Here is a 25,788-nt window from a genome sequence, read left to right as displayed (position 1 = left end):
ACTTGGAGGGTCCTCAGCGCATGCCGGCCTTGAAGGTGGCGATGTCCTGGCGGAGCTGGCCGGCCTGCTTGCGGGCCTCGGGGGAGGTGAGCCTGGGCAGGAGGTCCGCCAGGTCCGCCTCCAGGCGCTCCAGTTTCACGAGCGGGGTCTCGGTGATGGTGCCGGTGTCCATTCCGAAGGTGCCGGCCCGGCCGGCCTGCTTCCATTGTTCCCGCACGACGTCGAAGGCCGCCCGCTGGGCGGCGACCAGGGTCTCGTCGGGCGACGGGGCGGCCCAGGGAAGCCTGCCGGTCCGGACGTAGTAGCCGCCCACGCCGGCTCCGGCGATGAGGACGAGGGCGATCAGCAGACGTTTCATGGCAGCCTCCGGGGATGGTTCAACTTTCAAGGGTTTGCCGAGAATAGCGAGGATTTTCAAAAACCGAATGTCCGTTATCGTATGTGCGACGTATGGGGCGACTTACGGGAAATGGCCGGCGGAGGGCGAGGCCGCATAATCAACGATCACGGGATCATTTTTTCCCTTGCAATTTCATCTGCCCAAGGGATTAATAGTGCACCACTCATTACCACCCCATTAGCACCGAAATTCCACCCCCTACGGATCCCGCCCATGGGCAGGGCTCCTTCGGTGCACCTCGAAAACCATCCTGCCGCCCCCAGGGGCGGCCGAATCGCAGAGGGAGGACTTCGTCATGAGCAACATCCGTTCCAGGGTTCTCTGCACCATCGTCGCGGGGCTGTGCTCCGGCGGGGTGCTGATGGCCCAGCAGACCTTCGGGGCCTTCAAGGGCCGGGTCACCGACAAGGCCACGGGCAACCCCAAGGGGGCCGTGACCATCACGATCCTGAACCAGGGCACGGGCTACACCCGCACGGCCGTGACCGCGGCGGACGGCACCTTCCGGTTCCAGGCGGTGCCCCTGGGGAACTACCGGATCCTCTTCAAGAGCGCGGATTCCACCTCCTCGGTGACCCGCACCAGCCAGCTGGGCGTGGAGACGGATGCCTCCATCGCCCTGGCCCCGGCCCTGGCGGCCACGGTCACCGTGGTGGCCACCGCCGACACCGTGGACCAGGCCAACACCAACTCCGCCGAAGTGGGCGTGAACGTCTCCGCGGACCGCCTGGAGTCCCTGCCGGTCCTGTCCCGGAACGTGGTGGCCGCGGCCGTGCTGGCGCCTGGCGTGCAGCTCATCGCCGGCTCCAACGTGGATCCCACGAAGAAGACCAGCACCTACATGTCCACGGGCGAGGGCCAGGGACGCGGCACGAACTTCAACATCGACGGCGGCGACAACAACTCCACGGACGTGGGCGGCTACGTCTCCCCCATCCCCATGGACGCCATCGGCGAGTTCCAGGTGGTGACCAACCAGTACAAGGCCGAGTTCGGGCGCTCCAACGCGGGGTTCCTCAACGTGGTGTCCAAGTCGGGCTCCAACGCCTTCACGGGCATCGTGAGCGGCCAGTACACCAACCAGAGCATGCGGGCCCGCAGCACGGACGAGGGCACCAAGAAGGACAACAACAGCCAGACGATCTCCGCCACGGTGGCCGGGCCGATCATCAAGGACAAGCTGTTCTACATGTTCTCGGTGGAGCGGAAGAAGGAGGAGGCGGTGCCGACCACCTTCGCCACCAACGCCGTGGCCGCCTACCCGTCCCTGGGCGGGCTCATGGCGGAAGTGAAGGAGACCAACGTCTACGCCCGCCTGGACTGGTCCGCCAGCCAGACCGTGAACGCCACCTTCACCTACGGCTACGACAAGAACGAGACGCCCAACCAGGCCTTCTCGCACACCACGGCCGTCTTCGGGCGCGTCGACCCCTCCATGCTGGGCAACGGCCTGAACAAGACCAACCGGTACGGCGTGAAGGTCACGACGAACCTTACACCCAACATGATCTGGGAAAGCAACCTGGTGTACTTCGACTACACCAACCTGATCCAGCCCGGCAGCCAGGGCGACGGCGTCGGCAACCTGCAGATCCGCACCCGCAACAGCACGCTGCTGCCCCTCCAGCCCACGGAACTCGGACGCGTCGGCCATGACCCCAACGCGATCCAGAACACCGGCATCAAGCGGACCCAGTGGCGCAACGACGTGGCCTACCAGACCGGGGACCACTTCCTGAAGGCCGGCATCGACTACCAGGCCTACACCTACGCGGACCAGACCCTCTTCTACCCCGAGACGGGCCCCTACGTCTTCTTCGAATCGGGCATCACCTTCGGCCCGCAGCTCTGGGGCAACGTTCCGGCCAACACCAACGTCGTGGGCCTGATCATGCGGCCCAAGGGCGTCCAGGAAGGCGACAAGATCAAGCAGTACGGGTTCTACGCCCAGGACGACTGGACCCTCACGCCCAACTTCTCCATCTACCTGGGCATCCGGGCGGACAAGGACACCTCCTTCGACTTCCTGAAGAACTGGGCGGGCCTCTACAGCCAGATCGGCTCAGCCAACCCCATGCTCCTCCACGGCACCACGCCCCCCGACAACAAGACCTACATCTCGCCCCGCCTCCAGGCCATCTACAAGCCCCGCGGGGATGACAGCCTCACCCTCAAGCTGGGCTACGGGCGCTTCGTCGCCAACGTCATCGACAACGTCACCGGGTTCAGCCGGGCCCTGAACGACCGGGCCAACGGACTTTCCCGTTCCACCTTCAACAACCAGGCGGCGCTGACCGCGAGCGGCGCCTCGGCGCCGGGCACCGTCAACGTGGCGAACTTCTCCCAGGGAACCACGCTGACCAACGTCAACGGCCACGCCCTGGTGCTGCCCGCGGATCTCACGCCCTACAACTACACCCACAACGTCAACGGGCTGCGGGACTACTTCCTCAACACCGTGGACGGCTGGCTCACCCAGGCCTCCTTCGGCACGGCCGGCAAGCAGCTCATGGCCTCGGACTTCGAGTATCCCACCACGGATACGTTCAACCTGGGCATGACCGTCCGGATCGGCGAGCACCAGAACGTGGACCTGCAGTACATCCACAGCAAGACCAAGCACGCCTCCTCCCAGTTCGCCTCGGACGGCAGCGCCCCCGAAGCCTGGTCCCCCGCCGCCCAGGGCGTCACCTGGGCCCCCGGGGTCGCCGACATGGGCGACACCGTCTTCCTGTCCAACCAGACCAGCAGCAGCCACCAGCTCCAGGTGAAGTGGTCATACACGTCGCCGGCCTTCACGGGCATCATGACCTTCGTGGCCAAGGACGTGCGCTCCTCCTACGGCGGCTCCTCCAGGTCCTTCGACAACAACGGCAGCGCGGACTTCTACGGGGCGGGCGCCGTCTATCCGTACAAGACGAATCCCGAGCGCCCGAGCGTGGGCACCGAGCACTTCTCGGGTTCCTTCGCCTTCACCTACAACTTCGACTTCGGCACCCACGTGGGCGTGCTGGGGACCTGGCACAGCGGCAAGTTCTACGACATCTACAACGGCTACAACAACGATGCGGATCCCGTCACCGGCTACCCCATCTACATGGGCGCCGCCTCCCTGGCCCATCCGAACTACGTGATCGGCACGGGCGTGGGCGACTGGAACCTGGACATGGGCCTGCGCATCTCCCACACCATCAAGTTCACGCCCCGGATGATCCTCGAGCCGTTCGTGACGATCTCCAACCTGCTCAACAACTACGACTACGGCTCCAACTACAACAACCAGCTGAACTCCACCGCGGCCATCACCGGCAACCCGCTCTTCCCGGGCACCACGGTGCGCATGCGCGCCGCCTACAAGAACAGCACCTTCGGCAACCGCGGGTTGAATTACCAGGCCAACGGGCCACGGACCGCCGCCTTCGGGTTCAAGTTCGTTTTCTAGATTTGGGATGGCGGGGATCCTTCAGGGGGTCCCCGCTTTTTGGTCATTCATCCTTTTTATCCTGTTGATCCGATTTATCCCTGTTCCAGCAGGGCCAGCCAGGGTGTGGGTCGGCGCGACGCATTCCTTCGCGTGCCGACCCATCCGTTCGCTGGCCCTGCTGAACGGGGATGAATGGATGCGGGGGATGAAAGGGATGAAAAGGAAGCGGGAACGGGGGGCGGTGAGGGCCCGTCCGTTCATGCCAGCAGGTTGATCGACGACTTGGCCGGTTTCCCGAACAGGTCCTGTTCAAGGGCGAGCTTCGTTTCGGCCCGCAGGTTGCCCTGGGCCGCCTCCAGGCGGAGATCCGCCAGCGATTCGGTCGCTTCCTTCAGTTGCTCGGCCGGTGTGGGCGCGCCAGGGAGCTTGAAGGACGGCTGGGTGGGGATTTGCGGAACAGTCGTACCGGTGATTCCGGGAATCGAGGCCATGGGTTGCCTCCCTGAAGCCGCCGGGGCGGGAAGGCCCCGGCTCTTAAATTATCGGCTTCCTGTCAAGGGAATGGAGGTGAAATCCAGGCGGCCGTCCGTTCAGACCCGGGCGCTGTAGGCCCGGTGGAAGGCGGCCAGCTTCTCCACCACCGCGCGGATCTTCTCGGTGGGGGGCAGGATGGTGGTGCGGAAGTGGGCGGTGCCCTCGGCCTGGCCGAAGCCGGAGCCGGGCACCACGCAGATGCCGGTCTCCTCCAGGAGCGCCATGCACCAGGCGTCGTCGGTGACGCCGGGGGGCAGGGCGACCCGGGGGAAGGCGTACATGGCGCCGGCGATGACGTTGCAGGTGATGCCTTCGATGCGGTTCAGGCCCTCGGCCAGGATGACGGCGCGCTGCTTCATGCTCTCGAGGATGCCGCCGCGCTCCTGCTGGTAGAGCGCGTAGGAGGGGGTTCCGGGGCGGGGGGGGCGCACCATGGCGTACGTGGCCACCTGGCCGGCCAGGTTGGCGCAGAGGCTCACCGACTGGAGCTTGAGGATCTGGGCGGCCACGTCCTCGGGGACGTTGCGGTACTCGAAGTAGCCGCCCCGCACGCCGCACTCGCCCTGGAAGCCCTTGGAGCAGGAGTGGAAGCTGAAGAGCGACACGTCCCGGATCCCCCGTTCCTGGAGGACCTTGGCGAAGGAGACGAACCTGTCGCCGGCCAGGTAGATGTTCTCCTGGTAGACCTCGTCGGCCAGGACGGAAAGGCCGTGCTTCCGGGCGAACTCCAGGACCATGGCGATGTTCGCCTCGTCCAGCACCGCGCCGGTGGGGTTGCCCGGGTTGATGACGCAGATGGCCTTGACCCGGGTGCCCTCGGCCTGGGCCTTGGCCAGGGCGGCCTCCAGGAGGGCGGGGTTGAGCCGCCAGTGGTCGGCCTCGTCCAGGCCGTACGGCACGATGCGGCCCTCGTAGAGGGTGATGGTGGCGCTGTAGAGGGGGTACTGGGGAATGGGGATCATGATCCCGTCGGCGGGCCCGGCGATGAGGAGCTTCAGGATGCTCTGGACGCCCTTGCTGGCGCCGTCGGTGAGAAACACCTGGTCGGGGTCGATCCCAGCCCCGTCGCGCTCCTGGATGAACTCGGCCACGGCCTCGCGGATGAAGCGCACGCCGCGGCTCTCGCTGTAGGCCCCCAGGCCGTGGCGGGAGCCCTTGAGGATGGCCTGGGCGGTCTCCAGGACGTCGGCGGGGAAGAGGCCGGCGGCGGCCGTGATCAGCTCGGGATACTCGCACAGGGCCAGGAGCTGGCGCACGTAGGTGATGGGGCGCTGGCCCAGGGACTGGGGGTTTCCGATGTTGCAGTAGATGACCTCCCGGCCATGCTTCTCCAGCTCCTGGGCACGGGCGACGATGGGGCCGCGCACCGCGTATTCCGTGTCCAACACGGCTTTTCCGAGATCCTTGAGTTGCATGGTCATGGCTGCTCCCTCAGGCTGTTTCCGGGTCGAAGACCCGCTCCACGCGGGCGTTGATCTGGCAGGTGACTTCGTAGGTGATGGTTCCGAGGACGTCCGCCCACTCCTGGGCGGGGATCTCCTCGCGGCCGCTGCGGCCCATGAGCACCACCTCGTCGCCCGGGGCGGCGGAGGTCTCGGGGCCCAGGTCGATCATGCACTGGTCCATGCACACGCGGCCGACGACGGGGTAGGAGCGCCCCTGGAGCAGGACCCGGCCGCGGTTGGAGAAGAGGCGGTTGAAGCCGTCGGCGTAGCCCGCGGGGATCGTGCCGATCCAGGTGTCCCGTTCGGCCACCCAGGTGCGGCCGTAGCCGATGGCGGTGCCGCCGGCGACCTGCTTGACGAAGGCGAGGCGGGTGACGACGGACATGCCGGGGTGGAGGGGGATGGTCCGCGGCGTGGTGGCGTCCGGGTAGTGGCCGTAGATCATGACGCCGGGCCGCACCATGGAGAGCCAGCCCTCCTCGTGGCCCAGGACCGCGCCGGAGTTGGAGCAGTGCACCAGGCCCGGCATGCGCCCGATGGCGGCGGCCAGGGCCGAGGCGGTCTCCCGGAAGAGGGCGATCTCGGCCCGGGTGTAGGGGATCCCGGCCTCCTCGTCGCTCACCGGCAGGTGGGTCATGAGCCCTTCCAGCACCAGGTCCGGGCAGTCGCGCTCGATGAAGAGCGCCAGGGCGGGCGCCTCTTCCGGCGTCACGCCGATGCGGCCCATGCCGGTGTCGATCTTGAGATGCACCCGCGCCTGCCGCCCCAGGCCGCGGGCGGCGGCCTGAAGGAGGCGGATGTTCTCCGGCTCGCAGACGGTCAGGGTGAGGTCCGCCGCCACCGCCGCGGCCATCTCTTCCGGGAACGTGGGGGAGAACTTGAGGATCGGCAGCCTGAGCCCGGCCTCCCGCAGTTCCAGGCCTTCGGGGACGGTGGCCACGCCCAGCCAGTCGGCGAGGCCCAGGCCCTCGGCCATGCGCGAGACCGCCACAGCCCCGTGTCCGTAGGCGTTCGCCTTGACGGCGATGAGGACCAAGCGGTCCGGGCCCACCTGGGCGCGGATGCCCTCGAGGTTCCTGCGGATGTTCCCGAGATGCACACGGGCGTGGGTCTGGTAGAGCATGGGTTCCCCTGCTTGATTCTAGCCCCTGATGACGGCCTTCTGCACGTAGGGAGAGGTTGATAAAGCCAGCAATGCACTGTAGTTGGGTGAAAATCCCAGCTCCATTCCCAGCTTCACGGGCGTTTCGGCCTCCTCCACGTCCAGCACCAGGTGGTCGCTGCTGCCGCCCAGGACGATGATCCCCTTGTCCTCGGGCACGATGCCGTCCACGGTGACGTCCTGGCGGCCCAGGTTGCAGATGGCCCGCAGGCGCACGCCCCGGTCCGTGAACTCCTCGAAGCCGCCGAAGGCGTCCTGGCCACGGTCGCCCACGGGCACCGAGGGCTTTCGCTCCAGCTCCACCACCTCGGCGACCATGCGGAACGTGTCCTGGCGGGTGCCGGTCCAGGGGCTGCGGTCCAGGACGTTGCGGCCCAGGACGATGGCTTCCCCGATGCGGAACTGGTTGATTTCCTTGGGCATGAGACCGGATTCCAGGAGCGGGAGGCTGGCGCTGTTGCCCCCGGACAGGGTGGCCAGCTCCAGGCCCGTGGCCCGGCGGCAGGCGTCGCGGACCTCGATGAGGGCGTTCATGTTCTCCACCGACGGGATGACCCCGCCGTAGCAGGCCAGGTTGCAGCCCAGCCCGGCCACGTTGATGTTGGGCAGCCGGCTGGCCTCGCGCACCACGCGGATGGCCTGGTCGGGCCAGACGCCCTCCCGCAGGTCGCCCACGTCCACCATGACGATGATGTTGTGGTGCACGTTCAGGAACTGGGCCGCCTCGGAGAGGAGCCGGATGGTCTCCACGCTGGAATTGAGGGTGGTGTCCGCGCAGCGCACCACGTCGGCGGCCCGCGAGGGCGCCGGGATGCGAAGGAGCATCAGGGGCAGGGCCTGGCCCGTGTTGGCCATGGACATGAGGTTGGAGATGCGGGAATCGGCGATGAGGTCGGCCCCCCCCAGCTCCAGGGCGTGCACCACCGCGGGGTGGGCGCAGGTGACCTTGGTGACGCAGGCCACCTTGGCGCCGTGGGCGTGGCAGCGGGCGATGACGGACCGGGCGTTGGCCGTGATGCGGTCGGGGTAGATCTCGAGGCGGGGGGTCCGGTAGTACATCAGGGCTCCGATTCGGCCCAGCGGCGGAAGGTGGTCCTCACGTCGTCCGGGTAGGCCTGGGCCAGGGTGCCCAGGGCCGAGAAGAGGTAGTCGCGGTCGATGAGGATGCGCGCCTCCGGGGGGGGCAGCAGGTGGGTGCCGGCACCGGTGCAGACGGCCCGCAGGCACTCCGAACCCCCCGGGACCCGGGTGAGGGCGCCGCCGGTGGCCACCACCCACTTCACGGAGGTGAGGTCCTTGCCCTTGATGATCTGCTTGCGCCCGGTGGGGGTGTAGAGGTCCGAGACGATCCCGGCGTGGCGCCGGATGCCCACCTCCACGGCCCGGGCGCAGAGCCACCGGGTGAGCTCCCGCTCCCGTTCCGTGGCGGGCAGGGCCTGCAGGTCCAGGAGGCGCGCGCGCCACTCCTCGGTGCCGAAGGTGTCCACGATGTGGTGGGCGTTCACGTAGACCCCCAGGTCGCCCTCCACGGTGCGCTTGGCCCGTGGCTCGGGGTCCACCAGCCGGCTGGCGAACTCCAGGCTGCCGTCGGTGACGGAGTGCACGTCCGTGGTGGCCCCGCCCACGTCGAAGACCAGGCAGTCCCCCATGCTCTCCGCGAACAGCTCGGCCCCCCGCAGCACCGCGCCCGGGGTGGGCAGGATGCCCCACCGGGTGAGGTCCGCGAAGGGGGCCATGCCCGGGGCGTGGACGATGTGGCGGCTGAAGAGGTCGTGGATCTGGCCGCGCAGGGGCTGGACGTTGAGGACGTCCACGTCGGGGAAGACGTTGTCGGCCAGGAGCAGCTCGAGGCCGGCCTCCTGGAACAGCCTGCGGATGGGGCGCTGCAGCGCGATGTTGCCGGCGTAGACCACCGGCACCTTCAGGCCCAGGCCGGCGATGCGCTCGGCGTTGCGCATCACGATGTCCTTCTCGCCGTAGTCCACGCCCCCTGCGAGCAGGATCATGTTCGGGGCGATCTCCCGGAGCTCCTCCAGGTCGAAGTCGTCCAGGGGGCCCGCGGTCACCTGCTTGACGATGGCCCCGGCGCCCAGGGAGGCCTCCTGGGCGGCGCGGGCGGTCATGCCCTTCGTGAGCCCGTGCACGGTCATGCGCAGGCCCCCTGCGGCGGAGCTGTTCACGAAGGTCTCGGGCGTCCCGGCGGGGCCGCCGAAGCGGCCCTCCAGGTCGGCCACGGCCTCCCGCACGCCGATGCCCACGTCGCCCAGGGCCACGCTGGTGGGCGCGAACCCCTGGGCCAGGTGCCGGAACCCGTCCCGGCCATCCCGCGCGAAGCCGTTCACCTTCGTGATCGTGCTCCCCACCTCGATGGTCAGGACCTGGATTCCGTCCACGCTACACCACGCCCCGGGCCCGGAGGACCTTGACCATGGCGTTGACGACGTGGATGCCCTTGGTGCCCCGCCCGAAGGTGGCGTCCAGGCCCGTCTCGGCGGCCATGTCCCGGTTCACCTGGGTGCCCCCGGCGATCAGGACCACGCTGTCCCGGATGCCCTTTTCCCGGCAGAGTTCCGCCAGCTTGCGCATCTGGGCGCGGTGCACGTCGTTGTGGCTGATGATCGTGGAGATGAGGATGGCCTGGGCCCCGGTCTCGATGGCCGCGTCCACCAGCTTGCCCAGGGGCACCGAGGTGCCCAGGTAGGTGTACTTGACGCCGTACTTCTCGATGCCGCCGTGCTTGATGTCCAGGATCTCGCGAAGGCCCACGCTGTGCTCGTCCTCGCCCACGGTGCCGGCCACCACGCGCAGGCCCGTGGCCTTCACGGCGGCGCGCAGGACCTCCTCGGGGAGGATGATCTCCTTCTCGGGGATCTTCAGGGTGCTCTTCTCGATGTCGAAGGCCACCTTGCCCTTGACCTCCACGAAGCAGCCTTCGGAGGGGTGCAGGACCATGGTGTTGATCACCTCGGGGTCCGCGAGGCCCATCTTGCGGGCCATCTCGGTGGCGTACACCGGGGCGATGTCCTCGTTCTCGGGCACGAAGAGCTGGATGAGCACCGTGCCGTCCCCGGCCCACTCGGCCTCGGGGCGGATGAGGCCGCCCTTGCGGTAGGGCAGGGTCTTCTCCAGGCGGCGGTCGCAGGAGTCCTCGGGGTCCAGCTCGTCGATGTAGACGATCTTCCCGGGCACGCAGAGGGTGCAGCCCTGGATGGGGGCGCAGGGCTTGTCCAGGCCTTCGGGCACGTGGTTGTGGCCGAAGTGGCTGCACACGGGGGCGAAGTAGTCGGCGTCCCGGGGGATCAGGGAGCCCGCGCCCACGCCGCCCTTGCCGTCGCGGGCGATGCCGTCGCCGCTGCGCTCGGGGTACTTGGCGGAGTCCACGAAGAAGCCCTGCTCCACGGCGGCGAAGTAGCCGCCCTGTTCCACCACCTCCTCCAGGAAGGCCACGGCGCGCTCCTTGAGGTCGCGCACCATGCCGCCCAGGGGGCCGTCGTGGTTGAGGGTCAGCAGCTCCTTGATGCCGTCCAGGGCGGCCCAGGTCTGCTTGACGGTCTGGACGCCGCGGATGTTGTTGTAGTGCCAGGGCACGTTGCGGCCTTCGTCCGGGGTGATGGTGGACTGGATGTCGGCGCGGGTGAGCATGGAGATGAGGGTGTCCACCGTGTGGGTGCGCACGGCCTCCTCGATGTCGGCCTCGATGTAGCGGGTGTTCTGCTGGGCCCGCATCTTGTACTCGCTGAAGAAGTCGCGCAGGGCCACGGCGTAGGGCAGGTCGAACCAGAGCTTGGGGGCCGGGGGGGAGTTGGGGGGCACGGTGGACAGCCCGATGAGGCTCCGGTCCATGCCCGCGGCCACGGAGAAGGCGCAGTTGATGCCGTGCTGCACCATGAGCTCGGGCATCACCAGCCAGCCCGCCTTGGCGGTGGCGTTGGCGTTGTGGGCCCCGTCGATCTGGAAGATGCCGGCGCCGGCCATGACCGACTTGGCCTCGGCGGCGTCCACGAAGGAGCGGTACATGTTCACGTTGCGGTAGAGGACGTTGTACTGGGGGTCCTGGTGGGCGCCGTTGATGCCCTCCTCGGCGAACAGCACGGCCACTTCGGGGCCCGCCACGCCCGAGACGTAGGAATGGAAGTTGATGGGCCGGCCCACCTCCTCCTCGATGAGGTCGCAGGCCTTGCGGCTGGCGCGGATCTGCTTGCGGGTGATGGGCACCCCGCCGATGCCCTCGGGGGTGCCTTCCAGCAGGCCGTCGATGTGGCTCTGGCCGGTGGTGCGGATGACCATGATGTGGTCCGCCCCGTGCCAGGCCGCCATGCGCATGCGGCGGATGTCGTCCTCGAAGCGCCCGGAGGCGATCTCGGTGGTGACCACGCAGGAGGGCTGGGGGTCGATGTGGTCGAAGTACTTGGAGGCGGGGAGCCCGATGGAGTTCTTCAGGGGCTTGGACATGTCCCGGAAGTGGAAGGGGCCCATGTTGACGCCCTCGGTGGGCACGTCGCGCCAGGTCCAGCCCTTGCGTGGGGGATGGTAGTCCTCCAGGCCCTCGAGGATGTGCTCGATGTCGAGCTTGACGTTGGGTTCGAGATGCTCGCTCATGCGTTCACGCTCTGGAAGAGGTTCTTGAGGACGTCCTTGTTCTCGAGGATGGCCGCGGCGGCGCCGCGCACGTCCTTGCCTTCCCGCTCACCCACCTTCAGGAGCACGTTGCCCGCGCCCTTGGGCAGCAGGCCCGCCTCGAAGATGCGGTCCACCACGCCGTGGGAGCTGACGCTGTCCACGCCCATGCGCAGGAGTACGGAGCGCTCGATGGACGGGCTGGTGTGGGTGCGGGCGAGGTCCACGATGGGTGCCACCACCTGGTTGCAGAGCTGCCAGAAGCGTTCCTTGAGCTGGGCGTCGCTCAGCTGGGCCAGTTCGGCCTGGCGGAGCGCGAACCGGTCTTTCCGGGCCTGGGTTTCATCCGTCATGGGGTTCTCCGTTGGGTTCAGAGGGTCGCGGCGGCCTGGGCCACCCAGTCGAGGTCCTTCTTGAGGTCGGCGGCGAGGAAGGCCCGGTCCGCATCGCTCCACAGCGGGATGGGATGGGCCTTGGCGGCGTTGCGCAGGTAGGACAGACGCAGCTTGTCCATGTCCTGGACGCTGCCCCGCACCTGCTCCAGGCGCTCGGGTATGACGATCACCCTGCCGGGGACGTTCTCCCGGGGATCGCCCACCCGCACCTCGATGCCGTTCTCCCGGGCGAAGGAGAGCTGGCGGTTGTGGTGCTTGCCGGCGCCGGTGTACTCCGTCTCCTGAACCACCACGATCTGGTCCCGGTCCATGGCGCGGGCCAGGGTCACGGCCGCCGTGAGGCTGGTGTTGCCCGCCGGGCCCCGTTCCAGGCCCTCCAGCTTGGCCAGGAGTTCGGTGACGTAGAACACCTCGCCCTGGGTGACCAGCTGGTACTCGTCCATGTAGCGCAGGCTGCGGGCCGCGTTGCGGGGCACGTCCACCCGGTCCGGCCAGGTGGCGAAGGGCACGCCGAAGCCCGTGTGGCCGGTGGTGAAGGACTTGCGGTTGAAGTCCGTGTCGGAGGCCATGTGCAGGCCGCCCAGGTCCACGGAGCAGGCCACGACGCGGGTGCCGGTGCTCCCGGCCGCGATGAGCCCGCGGGCGGTGCCCGTGAGGTTGCCGCCGCCCGCGTGGGTGATGACCACGGCGTCGGGATCCTGGCCGTAGCGCGCCCGCACCTGTTCGGCCACCTCGACCCCCAGGGTCTCCACGCCCTTGATGCCGAAGGGGGTGTAGAGGCTGGCGTTGAAGAAGCCCGTGGTCTCGAGGGTGAGCAGCAGCTGGAAGAAGAGCTCGGGCCCCACGGAGAGGCGCTGCACTTCGGCCCCGTAGGCCTCGCAGGCCCGGCTCTTCTCCAGGATCTCGGGCTGCCCCACGCCACGGCTGTCGAAGACCTCCTGGACGATGATGCACTTCAGCCCGCGCATGGCGGCCTGGGATGCCACGGCCGCGCCGTAGTTGCCGGAGGTGGCCGCCACGAGGCCCGCGTAGCCGCGCTTTTTCGCCTCGAAGGCGCTGATGGCCGCGCGGCGGGCCTTGAAGGACCCGCCCGCGTTGGCGGCCTCGTCCTTGACGAGGATGCGGGCGCCCTTGCCGGGGCCCGCGAAGGCGCGCACCGCCTCGGTGAGGTTGGTCAGTTCGAACAGCGGCGTGTTGCCGACCTTGGTCTCCGCCTGGATTCGGACGATGTCCTCCAGGGCGTACCCGGTCTCGCGCATCATGCGCTCGTAGTCGAAGGCGATGGGGCTCTGGATGTAGTCGGTGAAATCGATCCCCAGGCTGGCCTTCATGATCTCGTTGCGCCGGCCCATGACGGCCTGGTAGGACATGTCCTTCATGGGCGCACCCCGATGTGGAGGAGTTCCGGAACGGTCGTGCCGAAGCTGTGGGAATAGCCGGGATTGACGACCTTCAGGGCGCCCTGGTGGGCATGGCCGATCAGGCTGTGCACCGTGACCTGGGCTCCCAGTTCGGCATCCTCCTGGAGGAAGCCCGAGATTCTGAGGACGTAGGGACAGATCCGGGTCTCTTCCGGGAGATTGGGGGCCCGGTCCCCGGGCTGAAGCAGCACCCGCTCGATCTCGACCCAGGTGCCCTTGGGAATGACGTTCATCATTGGCTCCCTTTTTGTCTTTTCCGGCGATCCTCCGCGAGGCCTCGCAGAGGATCGCCGGGGAAAAGCTACGGATGGATCTGTTCCCTCATGTCGCCCATGATGGCGCGGGGCACGGGCAGGTCGATCATCGTGAACAGGCCCGGGCGCGCGTTGATCACCTGGGGGATCATGTTGATGCACATGGCGATGGTGCCGATGCCGCCGGGGATCTCGGGCTTGTTGGACAGGTTCACGTTGGGGGTGCCCTTGATCACCACGTAGTCGCCGGTGTCGGTGCCTTCGAGCTCGGGTTCGATCTGCTGGGGGTGGACCATCTCGACGGCCAGCTTGCCGTCCACGGTGCCGAAGCCCAGCATGGTGCAGCCGGCGACGTTCCCGGGCTTCACTTCCGCGTATTTCGTCTTGCGCAGGACGTTCGAGACGATCGGGGCCATGGACTGCTCCACGGGCTTGTCCAGCTTCCAGCCGATGGCGTCGCAGATCATGTTCACGGACTCGTTGAAGCCCACGTGGCCGGCCAGGTGCCCGGAGGCGGACTGGGCGTTGAACTCGTCCAGGGTCAGGCCCACGCCCTGCTCCTCCATGACGGCGGGGCCGAAGGGGGACAGGCTGTTGACGCGCTCGGCCTTGATGTAGTCCACGTCGGTGCAGGCGCCGGTCATGAGGATCACCAGCAGGTCCATCATCAGCCCGGGGTTGATGCCGGTGCCCAGGATGCTGACGCCGTTGGTCTTGGCCAGGCGGTCCAGCTCCTCGGCCAGGGCGGGCTCCTTGGCCTTGGGGTAGGCCATCTCCTCGGCGGTGGAGATGACGTTGATGCCCTGCTCCACGATCAGCTTGATCTTGTCGAAGGCCTTGCGGGTGAAGCTGTCGGTGGCGAGGATCACCACGTCGGCGCTGCCGCGGGTGACCACCTTGTGGATGTCGCCCTGGATGACCACGTCCCGGCGGTCCCCGCGGGGCACGCCCAGGACCTCGAACATGCTCTTCCCGACGCGGTCGGGGTGGATGTCGCACACGCCGACGATGTCGACGCCCTTCTTGCGCAGGAGCACTTCGGCGATGCCGCCGCCCATGGCTCCGAATCCCCAGATGGAGACCTTCACGTTTTCCTGTCTCATGTCTTCTCCCGGGCTACAGCGTGGCGACCATGACGGCCTTGATGGTGTGCATCCGGTTCTCCGCCTCGTCGAAGGCCTTGGAGTGGTGGCTGCGGAAGACCTCGTCGGTCACTTCGCGGATGTCGTAGCCCTTGTCCATCATGTCCTTGGCCAGCTTCGTCTCGAAGTCGTGGAAGGCCGGCAGGCAGTGCAGGAAGATCATGTCGGGGTTGTTCGTCTTCTTCACGAGGTCCATTGTGACCTTGAAGGGGGTCAGGAGGCGCACGCGCTCGGGGATCTGGTCCTCCTCGCCCATGGAGGCCCACACGTCGGTGTAGATGACGTCGGCGCCCGCGACGGCGTTCACGTCGTCGGTGATCTCGATCTTGGCGCCGGTGAGCCGGCCCACTTCGCGCACCCGGTCCAGGATCTCCTGGCTGGGGTAGAGCTCCTTGGGCCCGAGGCCGACGAAGTGCATGCCGGTCTTGGCGGCGCCGTACATCAGGGCGTAGCTCATGTTGTTGCGGATGTCGCCGGCGAACACCAGCTTGACCTTGTTGAGGGGCTTGGCCACGTGCTCCTCGATGGTGAGGAAGTCGGCAAGGATCTGGGTGGGGTGGTCGACGTCCGTGAGGCCGTTCCAGACCGGCACGCCGGAGAACTTCGCCAGGTTCTCCACCACTTCCTGCTTGTAGCCGCGGTACTCGATGCCGTCGAAGAACCGGCCCAGGACCTTGGCGCTGTCCTCCAGGGACTCCTTCTTGCCCATCTGGGAGCTGTTGCTGTCCAGGAAGGTGACGTGGGCGCCCTCCTCCAGCGCCGCCACCTCGAAGGCGCAGCGGGTGCGGGTGGAGGCCTTCTCGAAGAGCAGGACGATGTTCTTGCCCTTCAGGAGGTAGTTGTAGATGCCCATGCGCTTCTTGGCCTTGAGGTCCCGGGAGAGGTCCAGGAGGTAGCGCACCTCCTCAACGGTGAAGTCCATGAGGCTGAGGAAGCTGCGACCCTTGAGGTTGACGGCCATGGTTGTTCTCCTTTTCGGCATGGCAAGTATATTGCGCATTTTTGGGATGTGCAATATATTACCCTTTGAGGTTCCCATGGCCTTCGACCCGCGAAAACTCTTCCTCCCCATCTCCCTGAACATTGTCAAAAAGCGGCACGACCTGAAGTGGAGCCAGCAGGAGCTGGCCGACCGCGCCGGGCTCTCCCGGCGCATGATCGGCATGATCGAGAGCGGCGAGAGCAACGTGAGCCTGGCCACCCTGGGCCACATCGCCGCGGCGTTCGAGCTGACCTTCTCCGAGCTGGTGAACGCGGCCCAGGAGGCCCCCCACCCCGACCGGGGCGTCCAGCTCTGGCAGGGCAGCAGCCCCGGCACCAAGGTGGACCTGCTCCAGAGCTTTCCCGCGAAGCGCACGGTGGAGCTGTGGAAGTGGACCATCGCGCCCGGGGACCGCTACCAGGGCGAGCCGGACCTGCCGGGATACCGGGAGATGGTGTACGTGGTGCGGGGCGAACTCACCCTCGAGCAGGGCGGCGCGACCCAGGTGCTCAAGGCCGGCGAGTCCATCGCCTTCCCCTCGGACACGCCCTACGCCTTCGCCAACACGGGCAAGGGGAGCCTGAGTTTCATCCTGAACGTCGTGGCCTAGCTTTTCCTCGGCGAACCTCGGCCCCTCGGCCACCTCGGCGATGCATTCTGTTTCAAGACGGTGCGGCGCAATGGATCTTCGCGCCGCGGCATCCATGAATAGAAAGGCATCGCCGAGGTGGCCGAGGGGCCGAGGTTCGCCGAGGAAACTACCCGCCCCCGACCAGGGGGAACAGGGCCAGGATGTCCCGGTCCTCCAGGGGCCTGTCCAGGGCGGCATGCAGTCCGTTCACCATCACGATCCCCATGTCCCTGGCGGTGAATTCGAGGCTCTGGATGACGTGGAGGCAGTCCACGCCATCCGGGAAGGCCTTCTCGGCCTCCTTGAACCTGCCGTTGCGGAAATGCGCGAAGAGCTTGACGGTGACGATCATCAGAAGTTCCAGAACGCGTCGACCTCTTCGTCGGTGAAGTCCCACACGGCGTCGTGCGGAGCGACGGGATCGGTGCGGAAGAACTCGGGAAGCCGGTCGTGGACGCTGGTCATGCCGGCGGCCATGTTGAAGCCGCGCTCGGTCTTGAGGACGGTCCTGCCCAGGGCCACCACGTCGTCGCCGGTGAGCTCGGCGCCGTACCGGGCGTTGATCATGTCGATCATGGCCGGCAGGCACTCGGGGATGTCCAGGGCGGGGAAGGCCACGAAGATGCACATGCCCGTGGAGTCGATGGCGGCGGTGGCGATCTGCAGGTTGCGGCTGAGCTCGACCTGGCCGTCCTTCTTGAGGGGATCCACCTGGCCGCCCACGTTGAGGATGTTGGTGGCGATGGTGTAGCCGGCGGTGTGGTCGGCGCCCATGGGGGTGGTGGCGTAGGTGATGCCGATGCCCTTGACCGAGCGCGGGTCGTAGGCGGGGATGCCCTGGTTCTTCACCACGGGGACGCGGGTGATGCCGTAGGTGCGGCCCACGGCGCCCGCGCCCGAGGCGATGACGCGGCCCAGGGCGGTGCCCTGGCCCACTTCCTCGCGGAGGATGCGCAGCATCTCCTTGCCGTCGCCCCAGGGGAGGATGCCGGCCTCCATGGCCACGCCGAAGGCGACCGCGGTCTCGATGGAGTCGATGCCCAGGTCGTCCATGATGCTGTCGGCCGTCGCGATGTCGTCCAGGTCGGTGATGGTGCAGTTGGCGCCCAGGCCCCAGATGGTCTCGTACTCGAAGCCGGAGGTGAGGTAGTTGCCGTCCTTGTCGTTGTAGACCTGGGAGCACTGGATGACGCAGCCGGCATGGCAGCCGTGGCGCGGCTTGCCGCCGCGGGCGACGATGGTTTCGTGCATGGTCTCGCCGCAGATGGACTCGTGCCCGTCGAAGCGGCCCGAGGTGAAGTTGCGGGTGGGCAGGCCCCCCGCCTCGTGCAGGATGTTCACCAGGACGTTGGTGCCGTAGGTGGGCAGGCCGGTGCCGCTCACGGGATGGTCCATGAGGGCCTTGGTGAAGACGCGGGAGGCCGCCTTGAACTTGTCGGGATCGGCCAGCTGGATGCCGGGGGCGCCTTCGTCCTCGATGGTGATGAACTTGACGCGCTTGGAGCCCATGACGGCGCCCAGGCCCCCGCGGCCGTGGCTGCGGAGCTTGCCCGAGGGGTCCCGGACGGAGATGTTGGCGGCCGTCACGCGCATCTCGCCGGCGGTGCCGATGGAAAGCACGCCGGCCTTCTTCCCGAGGCGGCCCTCGATGGCCTCCAGAACCGCGAAGTTGTTCTTGCCGACCAGCTCCCGCTCCTCCTGGATGGCCACCCCGTCCCTGGTGACCCGAAGGCCGTACCACGCGGCGCCCTTGGGCATGCCCTCGACGATCAGGGCCTTGATGCCGAGCCGCGCGAACATCTGGGCCGCGGTGCCGCCCACGTTGCTCTCCTTGATGCCGCCGGTCAGCGGGCTCTTGGCCCCGCAGGAGAGGCGGCCCGAGTTGGAGGCCGACGTGCCCGAGAGGAGGCCGGGGGCGAAGACGAGCTTGTTGTTGGGGCCCAGGGGGTGGCAGGCCGGGGGGACCTCCCTGGCCACGATGGTGGAGGTGAGGGCGCGGCCCCCCAGGCCCGCCCACTCCCCGGGCGTCTCCTCGATCCGGGTGGTGAGGTCGGTCAGGTTGACCCTGAGAATCCTGTCCATCGTGTTCTCCCTTTGAGCCGCATGGCGGAACCCGTGTAAATGCATGGGTTGTGCCACGGGTGGCACTGGGGTCCGGATGCCAGCCTCCATCAATGGCGGTTCAGGAAAAAAGATGGGATTATCAATGTTCCATGCATGTGCAACTCCGTCACATGTTGCGCAACAACGTACCGCCGCCCGGACGATATGTGACACTTCGGTACGGTCCACGCCAGGAGCAGTCATGGGTTATCGCAAGATCAACACGCCGGCCATCCTTTCCGCCTGGGAGCAGTTCGTCAGCACGGGGGACCTGGAGCCGGGCGTCCTGGCCCCGGAGGTGGAGGCGTCCTGGCGCCGGTGCCAGGAGGCGGGGGTGGATCCCTTCGCGGGCCGGGCCATGGGGGTGCTCCGCCCCTCGGCCTTCGCCGCGCTGGTGGAGCGCAAGCAGGACCTGATCCGGGTCGCCAAGCCCTTCATGGACAACCTGTTCAGCCTGGTGGCCGGAGCCTTCGTGGTCCTGCTCTTCGACGAGAACGGGATCCTGCTGGAGGCGGTGGGGGATCCTGAGCGCATCCGCACCTGCCAGGACCTGAACCTCAACGGCGGGGCCCTGTGGGACGAGCACGAGGTGGGGACCAACGGCGCCGGCACCTGCCTGGTCCTGGGGCGGCCCTTCCAGGTGTCGGGCCCGGAGCATTTCTGCCGGAAGCACCACCGCTGGACCTGTTCGGGCGCCCCCATCCTCGACCCGGAGGGCAGGGCCCTGGGCGTCCTGGACCTGTCCGGGCCGGTGGACGAGACCCACTCCCACACCCTGGGGCTGGTGATGGCTTCGGTGGCGGCCATCCAGAACTCGCTGGCCCTGGAGCAGCGGAACCAGGAGCTGACCCTCCTGAACGACCGGCTCTCCCGCATCCTGGGCACCGTCACCGACGGCGTGATCGTGGTGGACGCCCAGGGCGCGATCGGCCGGATCAACCCCGTGGCGGAGCGCATCCTGGCGATCCGGGGGCCCCAGGCGGAAGGGACGGCCATCCAGGACCTGGTCCTGGACCCCGAGCCCCTCGCGGCGCTCCTGGCGCAGGGGCGGGAATTCCTGGACCGGGAGGTGGACGTGCGCAGCGGCCAGGGCCTGCAGCACTGCCTGGCCAGCGGAAAGCCCATCCTGGGCGCCGCCGGGGCGGTGCGGGGGGCCGTGCTGTTCGTGAACCCCATCAACAAGCTCAAGCGGCTCGTCAACCGCTTCTCGGGGGCCCAGGCCACCTTCCGCTTCGAGGACATCCTGGGGGGCGGGGAGGCCCTGGTGAAGGCGGTGCAGCTGGGGCGGGCCGCCTCGGAGAACGACAGCAACGTCCTGCTGACGGGCGAGAGCGGCACGGGCAAGGAGATGTTCGCCCAGTCCATCCACAACCAGTCCGACCGGCGCAGGGGGCCGTTCGTGGCGGTGAACTGCGGGGCCATCCCCCGGGAGCTCATCGCCAGCGAGCTCTTCGGCTACCAGGACGGCGCCTTCACCGGGGCCGCCCGGGGCGGCCGCCCCGGGAAGTTCGAGCTGGCCGGGGGCGGCACCCTCTTCCTGGACGAGATCGGGGACATGCCCCTGGAGCAGCAGGTGGCCCTCCTGCGGGTGCTCCAGGACCGCACCATCACCCGCCTCGGCGGGGACCGGGCCTTCCTCGTGGACGTCCGGATCATCTGCGCCACCCACAAGGACCTGCGGGAGGAGGCCCGGCGGGGCACCTTCCGCCAGGATCTCTACTACCGGCTCAACGTCTCGACGATCAAGCTCCCCCCGCTTCGCGAGCACCCCGAGGACGTCCCGGTGCTCCTGGAGGCCTTCCTCCGCAAGCTCAAGGGCCGCGCCGGCCTGGCCATCGACCCCGCCGTGGTGGCCGTCCTCCAGGCCCACGCCTGGCCCGGCAACATCCGGGAGTTCCAGAACGTCGTGGAGCGCATGGCCCTTTCGGTGCGGGGCGGCCGGATCCAGGTGGAACACCTGCCCGAGGAGCTGCTGAGGCCGCCGGAGGCGCCTCCGGCGCGGCTGACGGCCGTGGCCTCGGGGCCCGTGAAGCTGCGCGACCTTTTGGCGGAGGAGGAGCGGGAGGACATCCTCGCGTGCCTGCGCTCGGCGAAGGGGAACATGACCCGGGCGGCGCAGGATCTCGGGATCTCGAGGAACACCCTCTACCGGAAGATGGAGAAGTTCGGGATCTAGCGCACCGCTTCCCTTGCGATCATCAGTTCCTCGTTCGTGGGCACGACGGTCACCACCACCTTGGAATCCGGCGTGCTGATGATCCGCTCGCCCTTGCCGTGCTCGTTGGCCTCGGGGTCCAGCTTGACGCCCAGGAACGTGAGCTTGCTGCAGACCTTGGCCCGGACGAAGGTGCTGTGGGTGCCGATGCCGGCGGTGAAGGTGATGGCGTCGACGCCGTCCAGGACCGTGGCGTAGGAGCCGATGAACTGGCGCACGTTGTAGGTGAGGAGGTCCCGGGCCAGGCGGGCCCGCTCGTTGCCCTGGTTGGCGGCCTGTTCGATCTCCCGGAAGTCGGAGGAGACGCCTGAAATGCCCAGGAGTCCGGACTTCTTGTTGAGAAGATCGGTGATGGCCTTGTAGTCGAGGTTCTCGTACTCCATGAGCATCTCGACCACGCTGGGGTCGATGGTGCCGCAGCGGGTGCCCATGATCACGCCCTGCAGCGGCGTCATGCCCATGGAGGTGTCCATGCTCTTGCCGTTGAGCACGGCGCAGATGCTCGTGCCGTTGCCGATGTGGCAGGTGATGATCTTCAGGGAGCGCAGGGGGCGGCACAGGAGCAGGGCGGTGCGCGCGGCCACGAAGGCGTGGCTGGTGCCGTGGAAGCCGTAGCGCCGGATGCCGTACTTCTGGCTGAGGTCGTACGGGATGCCGTAGATGCGGGCGAAGTCGGGGATGTCGTGGTGGAAGGCCGTGTCGAAGACGGCCACGTGGGGGACGTCCGGGAAGGCCTCCATGGCGGTGCGGATGCCCAGGGCGTTGGCGGGGTTGTGCAGGGGCGCGTAGAGGGCGAAATGCTCGATGTCGCTCACGACCTCCTCGGTCACCAGGACCGAGTCCCCGTACTTGGGCCCGCCGTGCACCACCCGGTGGCCCACCGCGTGGATGGGCGTATCGTGGAGCACCGCGGCGCGCAGGCGCTCCAGGATGGCCTCCAGGGCCTCCCGGTGCGTGGGCAGGGGCAGGGCCTCCTTGCGCTTGTCGCCGGCGAGGTTGCACTCCAGGTTGGCTTCCGCCAGCCCGATGCGCTCGGCCATGCCGTCGGCGATGGAGACCTCCTTCGCCATGTCGAAGAGGTTGAACTTGAGACTGGAGGAGCCGGCGTTCAGGACGAGGACGAACATGGGACAAACAATAGCAGGAGATGCAAGGGATAATGGCCCCGATGAGAATCTTCCCCGTCCCCAGCCTCCGCACCCGGATCCTGCTCCTGGTCTGCGCCACCCTCGTCCCGGCCCTCCTGGTCACCGGGCTCCTGGTGAGCTGGCAGATGGAGCGGCACACCCGTGCCCTGCTGGCGGACAAGGCCGCGGTGGTGGCGAGCCTGGCGGCCCGGGACGAGGAGGTGGTGGAGACCCTGTCCGGGAGGCGTTCCGGGGCCCAGGCCTCGGCGGAGCGGCTGCGCCTGGCCTCGGGCGTGGACTACGTGGTGGTCCTGGACCTGGCCGGCAAGCGCATCACCCACCCCAACCCTTCCCTCATCGGGGACCGCTTCCAGGGCGGGGACGACCGGGAGGTGTTCCTGGGCCGCACCTACACCTCGGTGGCCCGGGGCACCCTGGGGACGGCCCTGCGGGTGTTCATGCCGGTCTACGGCCGGGACGGTGGGCAGGTAGGGGCGGTGGCGGTGGGCGTGCTCATGACCGGCATCGACCACCACCTCCTGGTGGTGCGCCGGATGGTCCTGGGAGGCCTGCTCCTGGGCCTGGCCACGGGGGTCCTGGGGGCGTTCGCGGTGGCCTCCCGCATCAAGCGCAACCTCCTGGGCATGGAGCCGGTGGAGATCGCCGCCGCCCTCCAGGAGCAACTGGCGGGCGTGAAGCTCTACGCCGACGCGCTGCGGGGCCAGACCCACGAGTTCATGAACAGGCTCCACGTGATCCTGGGGCTGGCGCGCCTGGGGGAGATGGAGCGCCTCGCGGACTACCTCGCGGACCTCGCCCGTACCGCGGACGGCGACGTGGGCGGCGTCGTGAGGGCCGTGAAGGACCCGGTGATCGCGGGCTTCCTCCTGGCCCGGACCGCCTCGGCCCGGGAGAAGGGCCTGCGGGTGGTCCTGTCGCCGGACTCCAGCGTGCCGTCGCCGGGGGCGCCCGCTAGCGTCCACGACGTCATCACGATCCTGGGCAATTTCCTGGAGAACGCGGTGGAGGCCATGGGCGCGGGAGGCGACATCGACGTCTCCCTGCGGTCGGAGGAGGGCAGCCTGGCCATCCAGGTGGAGGACCGCGGACCGGGGCTGCCCCCGGGGCCCGTGTTCGCCAAGGGCTTCTCCACCAAGGGCGCCGACCGGGGCTACGGCCTGCACCATGTCCGCCAGCGGGTGGAGGCCCTCGGGGGCACCCTCGCCGCGTCCGGCCGCGAAGGGGGCGGCGCCCGTTTCCGGGCCGTGATCCCCTTCCCCGAGGAGGTTCAGCCATGATCCAGGTGCTGCTGGTCGAGGACGATCCCATGGTGGCCGAGGTCAACCGCCTCTACGTGGACCGGGTGCCGGGCTTCCGCACCGCGGCCAGCGCCCGGGACGGCGCGGCCGCCCTGGAGGCGCTGCGGACCCGCCGGATCGACCTGGTGCTCCTGGACATCGGCATGCCGGGCCCGGACGGGCTGGACCTGCTGGCCGCCATCCGGGCCTCGGACCTGGCGGTGGACGTCATCTTCGTCACGGCCGCGAGGGACACCCGCACCATCTCCCGGGCCCTGAAACTGGGGGCCATGGACTACCTCATCAAGCCCTTCGAGTTCGAGCGCATGCGGCAGGCCCTGGAGCACTACGCCCAGACGCACCGGATGATGAGCCTGGACCGCCCCGCCAGCCAGGACGAGCTGGACCGGGTCTTCGCGCGGTCCGCGGCGGCCCCGGACCTGCCCAAGGGCCTGGACCGCGGAACCCTCGGCAGCGTGTGGGAGGCCCTGGGGCCCCTTGCGCAGGGGGAGCGGAGCTTCACGTGCGAGGACCTGGCCCGGCGGGTGGGGCTCAGCCGGGTCTCCGTGCGGAAGTACCTGGAGTTCCTCTGCACGATCCAGGTGCTGCGCCGGGGCTCGGCCTACGGCGCCATCGGGCGGCCCCTGCACCTCTACCAGCTGCAGGCCGGGGGCGGAGAGGCCGTCCGCCCCTTTCTTTAGTTATAAAACTTGAAAATACTTTCAATAGCTTCCACCCGGAGGGGCGCCCCGCAATCATGGGGTTGAGATCGATAAAAAAATATCGATTTAAGGGTTGGAGGCAGCATGCACCGAGAGATCCGGAAATTCCTGGCCGGCATGGCCGTGGCCGCGGCGGCCCTGGCGGCGCCGGCCCCCCTGGCCCGGCTCCACGCGGACAAGGGCGTGGCCTGCGCGGACTGCCACGGCAAGGGCAAGGCGCGGGTGGACGACAACGAGCAGGCCCCGAACCTCGCCTGCGTGCGCTGCCACGGCGACCTCAAGGCCATGGCCAAGGGCGCCGCCGATCCCCTCAACCCCCACGCCTCCCACCTGGGCGCGACCAGCTGCACCATCTGCCACCGGGGCCACGAGGCCTCCCGGTCCTACTGCCTGAGCTGCCACGATTTCGACATGAAGATGCCCGGCGGGACCGACGCGGCCTGGAAGCCCCGGCCCGATCCGGCCCGCAGGGACAGGCGCGTGGACCGCGCGGACGTCGTGGTGGTGGGCAGCGGCGCAGCGGGCATGGTGGCGGCCATCACCGCCCACGACGCCGGGGCCCGGGTCATCGTCCTGGAGAAGCAGCCCCTCACCGGCGGCAACTCCATGCTGGCCGAGGGCGGCATGAACGCCGCCGGCACGAAGGCCCAGGCCCGCAAGGGGATCAAGGACAGCGTCGAACTCATGCGGGAGGACACCCTCAAGGGCGGCAAGTTCCTGGCCGAGCCCGCCCTGGTGGAGATCCTGGCCCGGGGCTCCGCGGCCTCGGTCGACTACATGGAAGGTCTCGGGGCCGATCTCTCGGACGTGGGCCGCCTGGGCGGGGCCAGCGTCAGCCGCGCCCACCGGCCCACGGGGGGCCTGCCCGTGGGCGCCCACCTGGTGGACGTGCTCCGGCGCAACGCGGCCTCGCGCAAGCTGGACGTGCGCGTGAACTCCCGGGTCGTCAAGCTCCTGGAGGGCAGGGACGGGGCCGTCACCGGGGTCGAAGTCTGCGGCCTCCACCGCGGGACGTACCGGATCCTCGCGAAATCCGTCGTGATGGCTTCGGGCGGCTTCTCGGCCAACCCCGCGCGGGTGGCGCGCTACCAGCCCTCCCTCGAGGGCATGGCCAGCTCCAACCAGCCCGGCGCCACCGGCGACGGCCTGGACCTGGGCGAAGCCAGGGGCGGCAAGCTGCGGGACCTGGAGCAGATCCAGATCCACCCCAGTGTCGCCAAGGGCAGCCGCATCCTCATCACCGAGGCCGTGCGGGGCAACGGCGCCATCCTGGTGAACCGCCAGGGCGAGCGCTTCTTCAACGAGATCGGCACCCGGGACGCCGTGTCCCAGGCCATCCTGCACCAGGAGGGCAAGTCCGCCTTCCTCCTCTTCGACGAGGGCGTCCGGCAGAGCCTCAAGCAGATCGACGGCTACTTCCACCTGAAGCTGGTCAAGGAGGGCGCCACGCCCGAGGACCTGGCCCGGGTGCTGGGCCTTCCCGGTGCGGCCCTCCGGGCCACCCTGGACGCCTACAACGCGGCGGTGGACGCCAAGCTCGATCCGCTCTTCAAGCGCCCCGACCTGCCCAGGGCCCTGCGCACCCCGAAGTTCTACGCCATCGAGGTGAACCCCGGCATCCACTACACCATGGGCGGCCTGGCGGTGGACACGGCCACGCGGGTGCTGGCCAAGGACGGCAAGGCCATCCCGGGCTTCTTCGCCGCGGGCGAAGTCACCGGCGGCGTGCACGGCGCCAATCGGCTGGGGGGCAACAGCATCTCCCAGACGATCACGTTCGGGCGCATCGCCGGCGAGACCGCGGCGGGTTTCGCGAAGCGCCAGCCGGAGCGAAAGTAATTAACGTTTAATCCAAATCGGCCGGCTCTGACCGAATTCTTTTCCGCCCCCGGCCGGACCCGGGGGCGGTTCCGTTG

General features: G+C 68.4%; 21 protein-coding genes. 6 read left to right on the top strand and 15 right to left on the bottom strand.

All coding sequences use genetic code 11. The annotated features are described in order from the left end of the window. Nucleotides 1-13: 13 nt before the first annotated feature. Nucleotides 14-358: a hypothetical protein gene (locus RAH40_RS09085; RefSeq protein ID WP_306601783.1), complete on the bottom strand. Its 345-nt coding sequence runs from the start codon at nt 356-358 to the stop codon at nt 14-16. 337 nt (nt 359-695) lie between these two features. On the opposite strand from RAH40_RS09085, the gene RAH40_RS09080 reads away from it, so the two are divergent. Next, complete coding sequence (locus tag RAH40_RS09080) at nt 696-3,842, top strand: TonB-dependent receptor domain-containing protein (protein WP_306601782.1); 3,147 nt, start codon at nt 696-698, stop codon at nt 3,840-3,842. A 239-nt stretch (nt 3,843-4,081) separates the two neighbouring features. Here RAH40_RS09080 and RAH40_RS09075 read toward each other — a convergent pair whose 3' ends face one another. From RAH40_RS09075 to argF, 11 genes are all read right to left on the bottom strand, one after another. Beyond that, nucleotides 4,082-4,315 (bottom strand): hypothetical protein, encoded by a 234-nt coding sequence (locus RAH40_RS09075; protein WP_306601781.1) that lies wholly within the window; start codon nt 4,313-4,315, stop codon nt 4,082-4,084. Nucleotides 4,316-4,414: 99 nt separating this feature from the next. Continuing rightward, the gene (locus RAH40_RS09070) at nt 4,415-5,779 is read right to left on the bottom strand and encodes an aminotransferase class I/II-fold pyridoxal phosphate-dependent enzyme (protein ID WP_306601780.1); all 1,365 of its coding nucleotides are present in this window, start codon (nt 5,777-5,779) and stop codon (nt 4,415-4,417) included. A 10-nt stretch (nt 5,780-5,789) separates the two neighbouring features. Continuing rightward, complete coding sequence (gene alr / locus RAH40_RS09065) at nt 5,790-6,926, bottom strand: alanine racemase (protein WP_306601779.1); 1,137 nt, start codon at nt 6,924-6,926, stop codon at nt 5,790-5,792. Between the two features lie 18 nt (nt 6,927-6,944). Continuing rightward, a complete protein-coding gene (locus tag RAH40_RS09060; RefSeq protein WP_306601778.1) occupies nt 6,945-8,024 on the bottom strand; it encodes an alanine/ornithine racemase family PLP-dependent enzyme in 1,080 nt (359 codons plus the stop codon). Further along, nucleotides 8,024-9,349 carry a glutamate mutase L gene (locus RAH40_RS09055; protein WP_373432572.1) on the bottom strand — a complete coding sequence of 442 codons (1,326 nt, stop codon included), beginning with the start codon at nt 9,347-9,349 and terminating at the stop codon, nt 8,024-8,026. Before RAH40_RS09055 ends, RAH40_RS09060 begins: the two co-directional genes overlap by 1 nt. A gap of 10 nt (nt 9,350-9,359) precedes the next feature. Beyond that, nucleotides 9,360-11,564, bottom strand: a complete 2,205-nt coding sequence (gene oraE / locus RAH40_RS09050) for a D-ornithine 4,5-aminomutase subunit OraE (RefSeq protein WP_306601776.1) — start codon at nt 11,562-11,564, stop codon at nt 9,360-9,362. Continuing rightward, complete coding sequence (gene oraS, locus RAH40_RS09045) at nt 11,561-11,935, bottom strand: D-ornithine 4,5-aminomutase subunit OraS (protein WP_306601775.1); 375 nt, start codon at nt 11,933-11,935, stop codon at nt 11,561-11,563. The genes oraE and oraS overlap by 4 nt, the downstream gene beginning before the upstream one ends. Before the next feature lie 17 nt (nt 11,936-11,952). Further along, complete coding sequence (ortB, locus tag RAH40_RS09040) at nt 11,953-13,356, bottom strand: 2-amino-4-oxopentanoate thiolase subunit OrtB (protein ID WP_306601774.1); 1,404 nt, start codon at nt 13,354-13,356, stop codon at nt 11,953-11,955. Then, nucleotides 13,353-13,634, bottom strand: coding sequence for a 2-amino-4-oxopentanoate thiolase subunit OrtA (gene ortA / locus RAH40_RS09035; RefSeq protein WP_373432553.1), 282 nt, complete (start codon nt 13,632-13,634; stop codon nt 13,353-13,355). Before ortA ends, ortB begins: the two co-directional genes overlap by 4 nt. A 65-nt stretch (nt 13,635-13,699) precedes the next feature. Further along, nucleotides 13,700-14,755, bottom strand: coding sequence for a 2,4-diaminopentanoate dehydrogenase (ord, locus tag RAH40_RS09030; protein ID WP_306601772.1), 1,056 nt, complete (start codon nt 14,753-14,755; stop codon nt 13,700-13,702). Between the two features lie 13 nt (nt 14,756-14,768). Then, nucleotides 14,769-15,755, bottom strand: coding sequence for an ornithine carbamoyltransferase (gene argF, locus RAH40_RS09025; RefSeq protein WP_306601771.1), 987 nt, complete (start codon nt 15,753-15,755; stop codon nt 14,769-14,771). Nucleotides 15,756-15,831: 76 nt separating this feature from the next. Here argF and RAH40_RS09020 point away from each other — a divergent pair, with 76 nt between their 5' ends. Next, nucleotides 15,832-16,386 (top strand): helix-turn-helix domain-containing protein, encoded by a 555-nt coding sequence (locus RAH40_RS09020; protein ID WP_306601770.1) that lies wholly within the window; start codon nt 15,832-15,834, stop codon nt 16,384-16,386. A 148-nt stretch (nt 16,387-16,534) separates the two neighbouring features. Here RAH40_RS09020 and RAH40_RS09015 read toward each other — a convergent pair whose 3' ends face one another. Beyond that, a complete protein-coding gene (locus tag RAH40_RS09015; protein ID WP_306601769.1) occupies nt 16,535-16,759 on the bottom strand; it encodes a MoaD/ThiS family protein in 225 nt (74 codons plus the stop codon). Next, a complete protein-coding gene (locus tag RAH40_RS09010; RefSeq protein WP_306601768.1) occupies nt 16,759-18,489 on the bottom strand; it encodes an aldehyde ferredoxin oxidoreductase family protein in 1,731 nt (576 codons plus the stop codon). The genes RAH40_RS09015 and RAH40_RS09010 overlap by 1 nt, the downstream gene beginning before the upstream one ends. A gap of 223 nt (nt 18,490-18,712) precedes the next feature. Here RAH40_RS09010 and RAH40_RS09005 point away from each other — a divergent pair, with 223 nt between their 5' ends. Then, nucleotides 18,713-20,686, top strand: coding sequence for a sigma-54-dependent Fis family transcriptional regulator (locus RAH40_RS09005; RefSeq protein ID WP_306601767.1), 1,974 nt, complete (start codon nt 18,713-18,715; stop codon nt 20,684-20,686). Here the strand turns inward: RAH40_RS09005 and RAH40_RS09000 are convergent. Further along, entirely contained in the window at nt 20,683-21,852 is a 1,170-nt protein-coding gene (locus tag RAH40_RS09000) for an acetate/propionate family kinase (RefSeq protein WP_306601766.1), read from the bottom strand. The genes RAH40_RS09005 and RAH40_RS09000 overlap by 4 nt on opposite strands. A 41-nt stretch (nt 21,853-21,893) precedes the next feature. On the opposite strand from RAH40_RS09000, the gene RAH40_RS08995 reads away from it, so the two are divergent. From RAH40_RS08995 to RAH40_RS08985, 3 genes are all read left to right on the top strand, one after another. Then, nucleotides 21,894-23,150 carry an ATP-binding protein gene (locus RAH40_RS08995; RefSeq protein ID WP_306601765.1) on the top strand — a complete coding sequence of 419 codons (1,257 nt, stop codon included), beginning with the start codon at nt 21,894-21,896 and terminating at the stop codon, nt 23,148-23,150. Further along, on the top strand, nt 23,147-23,851 hold the full coding sequence (locus RAH40_RS08990) for a response regulator (RefSeq protein WP_306601764.1): 705 nt from the start codon (nt 23,147-23,149) through the stop codon (nt 23,849-23,851). The genes RAH40_RS08995 and RAH40_RS08990 overlap by 4 nt, the downstream gene beginning before the upstream one ends. A 105-nt stretch (nt 23,852-23,956) precedes the next feature. Further along, nucleotides 23,957-25,711 (top strand): flavocytochrome c, encoded by a 1,755-nt coding sequence (locus RAH40_RS08985; RefSeq protein WP_306601763.1) that lies wholly within the window; start codon nt 23,957-23,959, stop codon nt 25,709-25,711. Nucleotides 25,712-25,788: the final 77 nt, after the last annotated feature.

It is taken from the genome of Geothrix sp. 21YS21S-2, from assembly GCF_030846775.1.
GTDB lineage: Bacteria > Acidobacteriota > Holophagae > Holophagales > Holophagaceae > Mesoterricola.
The sequence above is the reverse complement of the archived record's forward strand: the minus strand, read 5'-3'. Positions and strand labels throughout refer to the sequence as shown.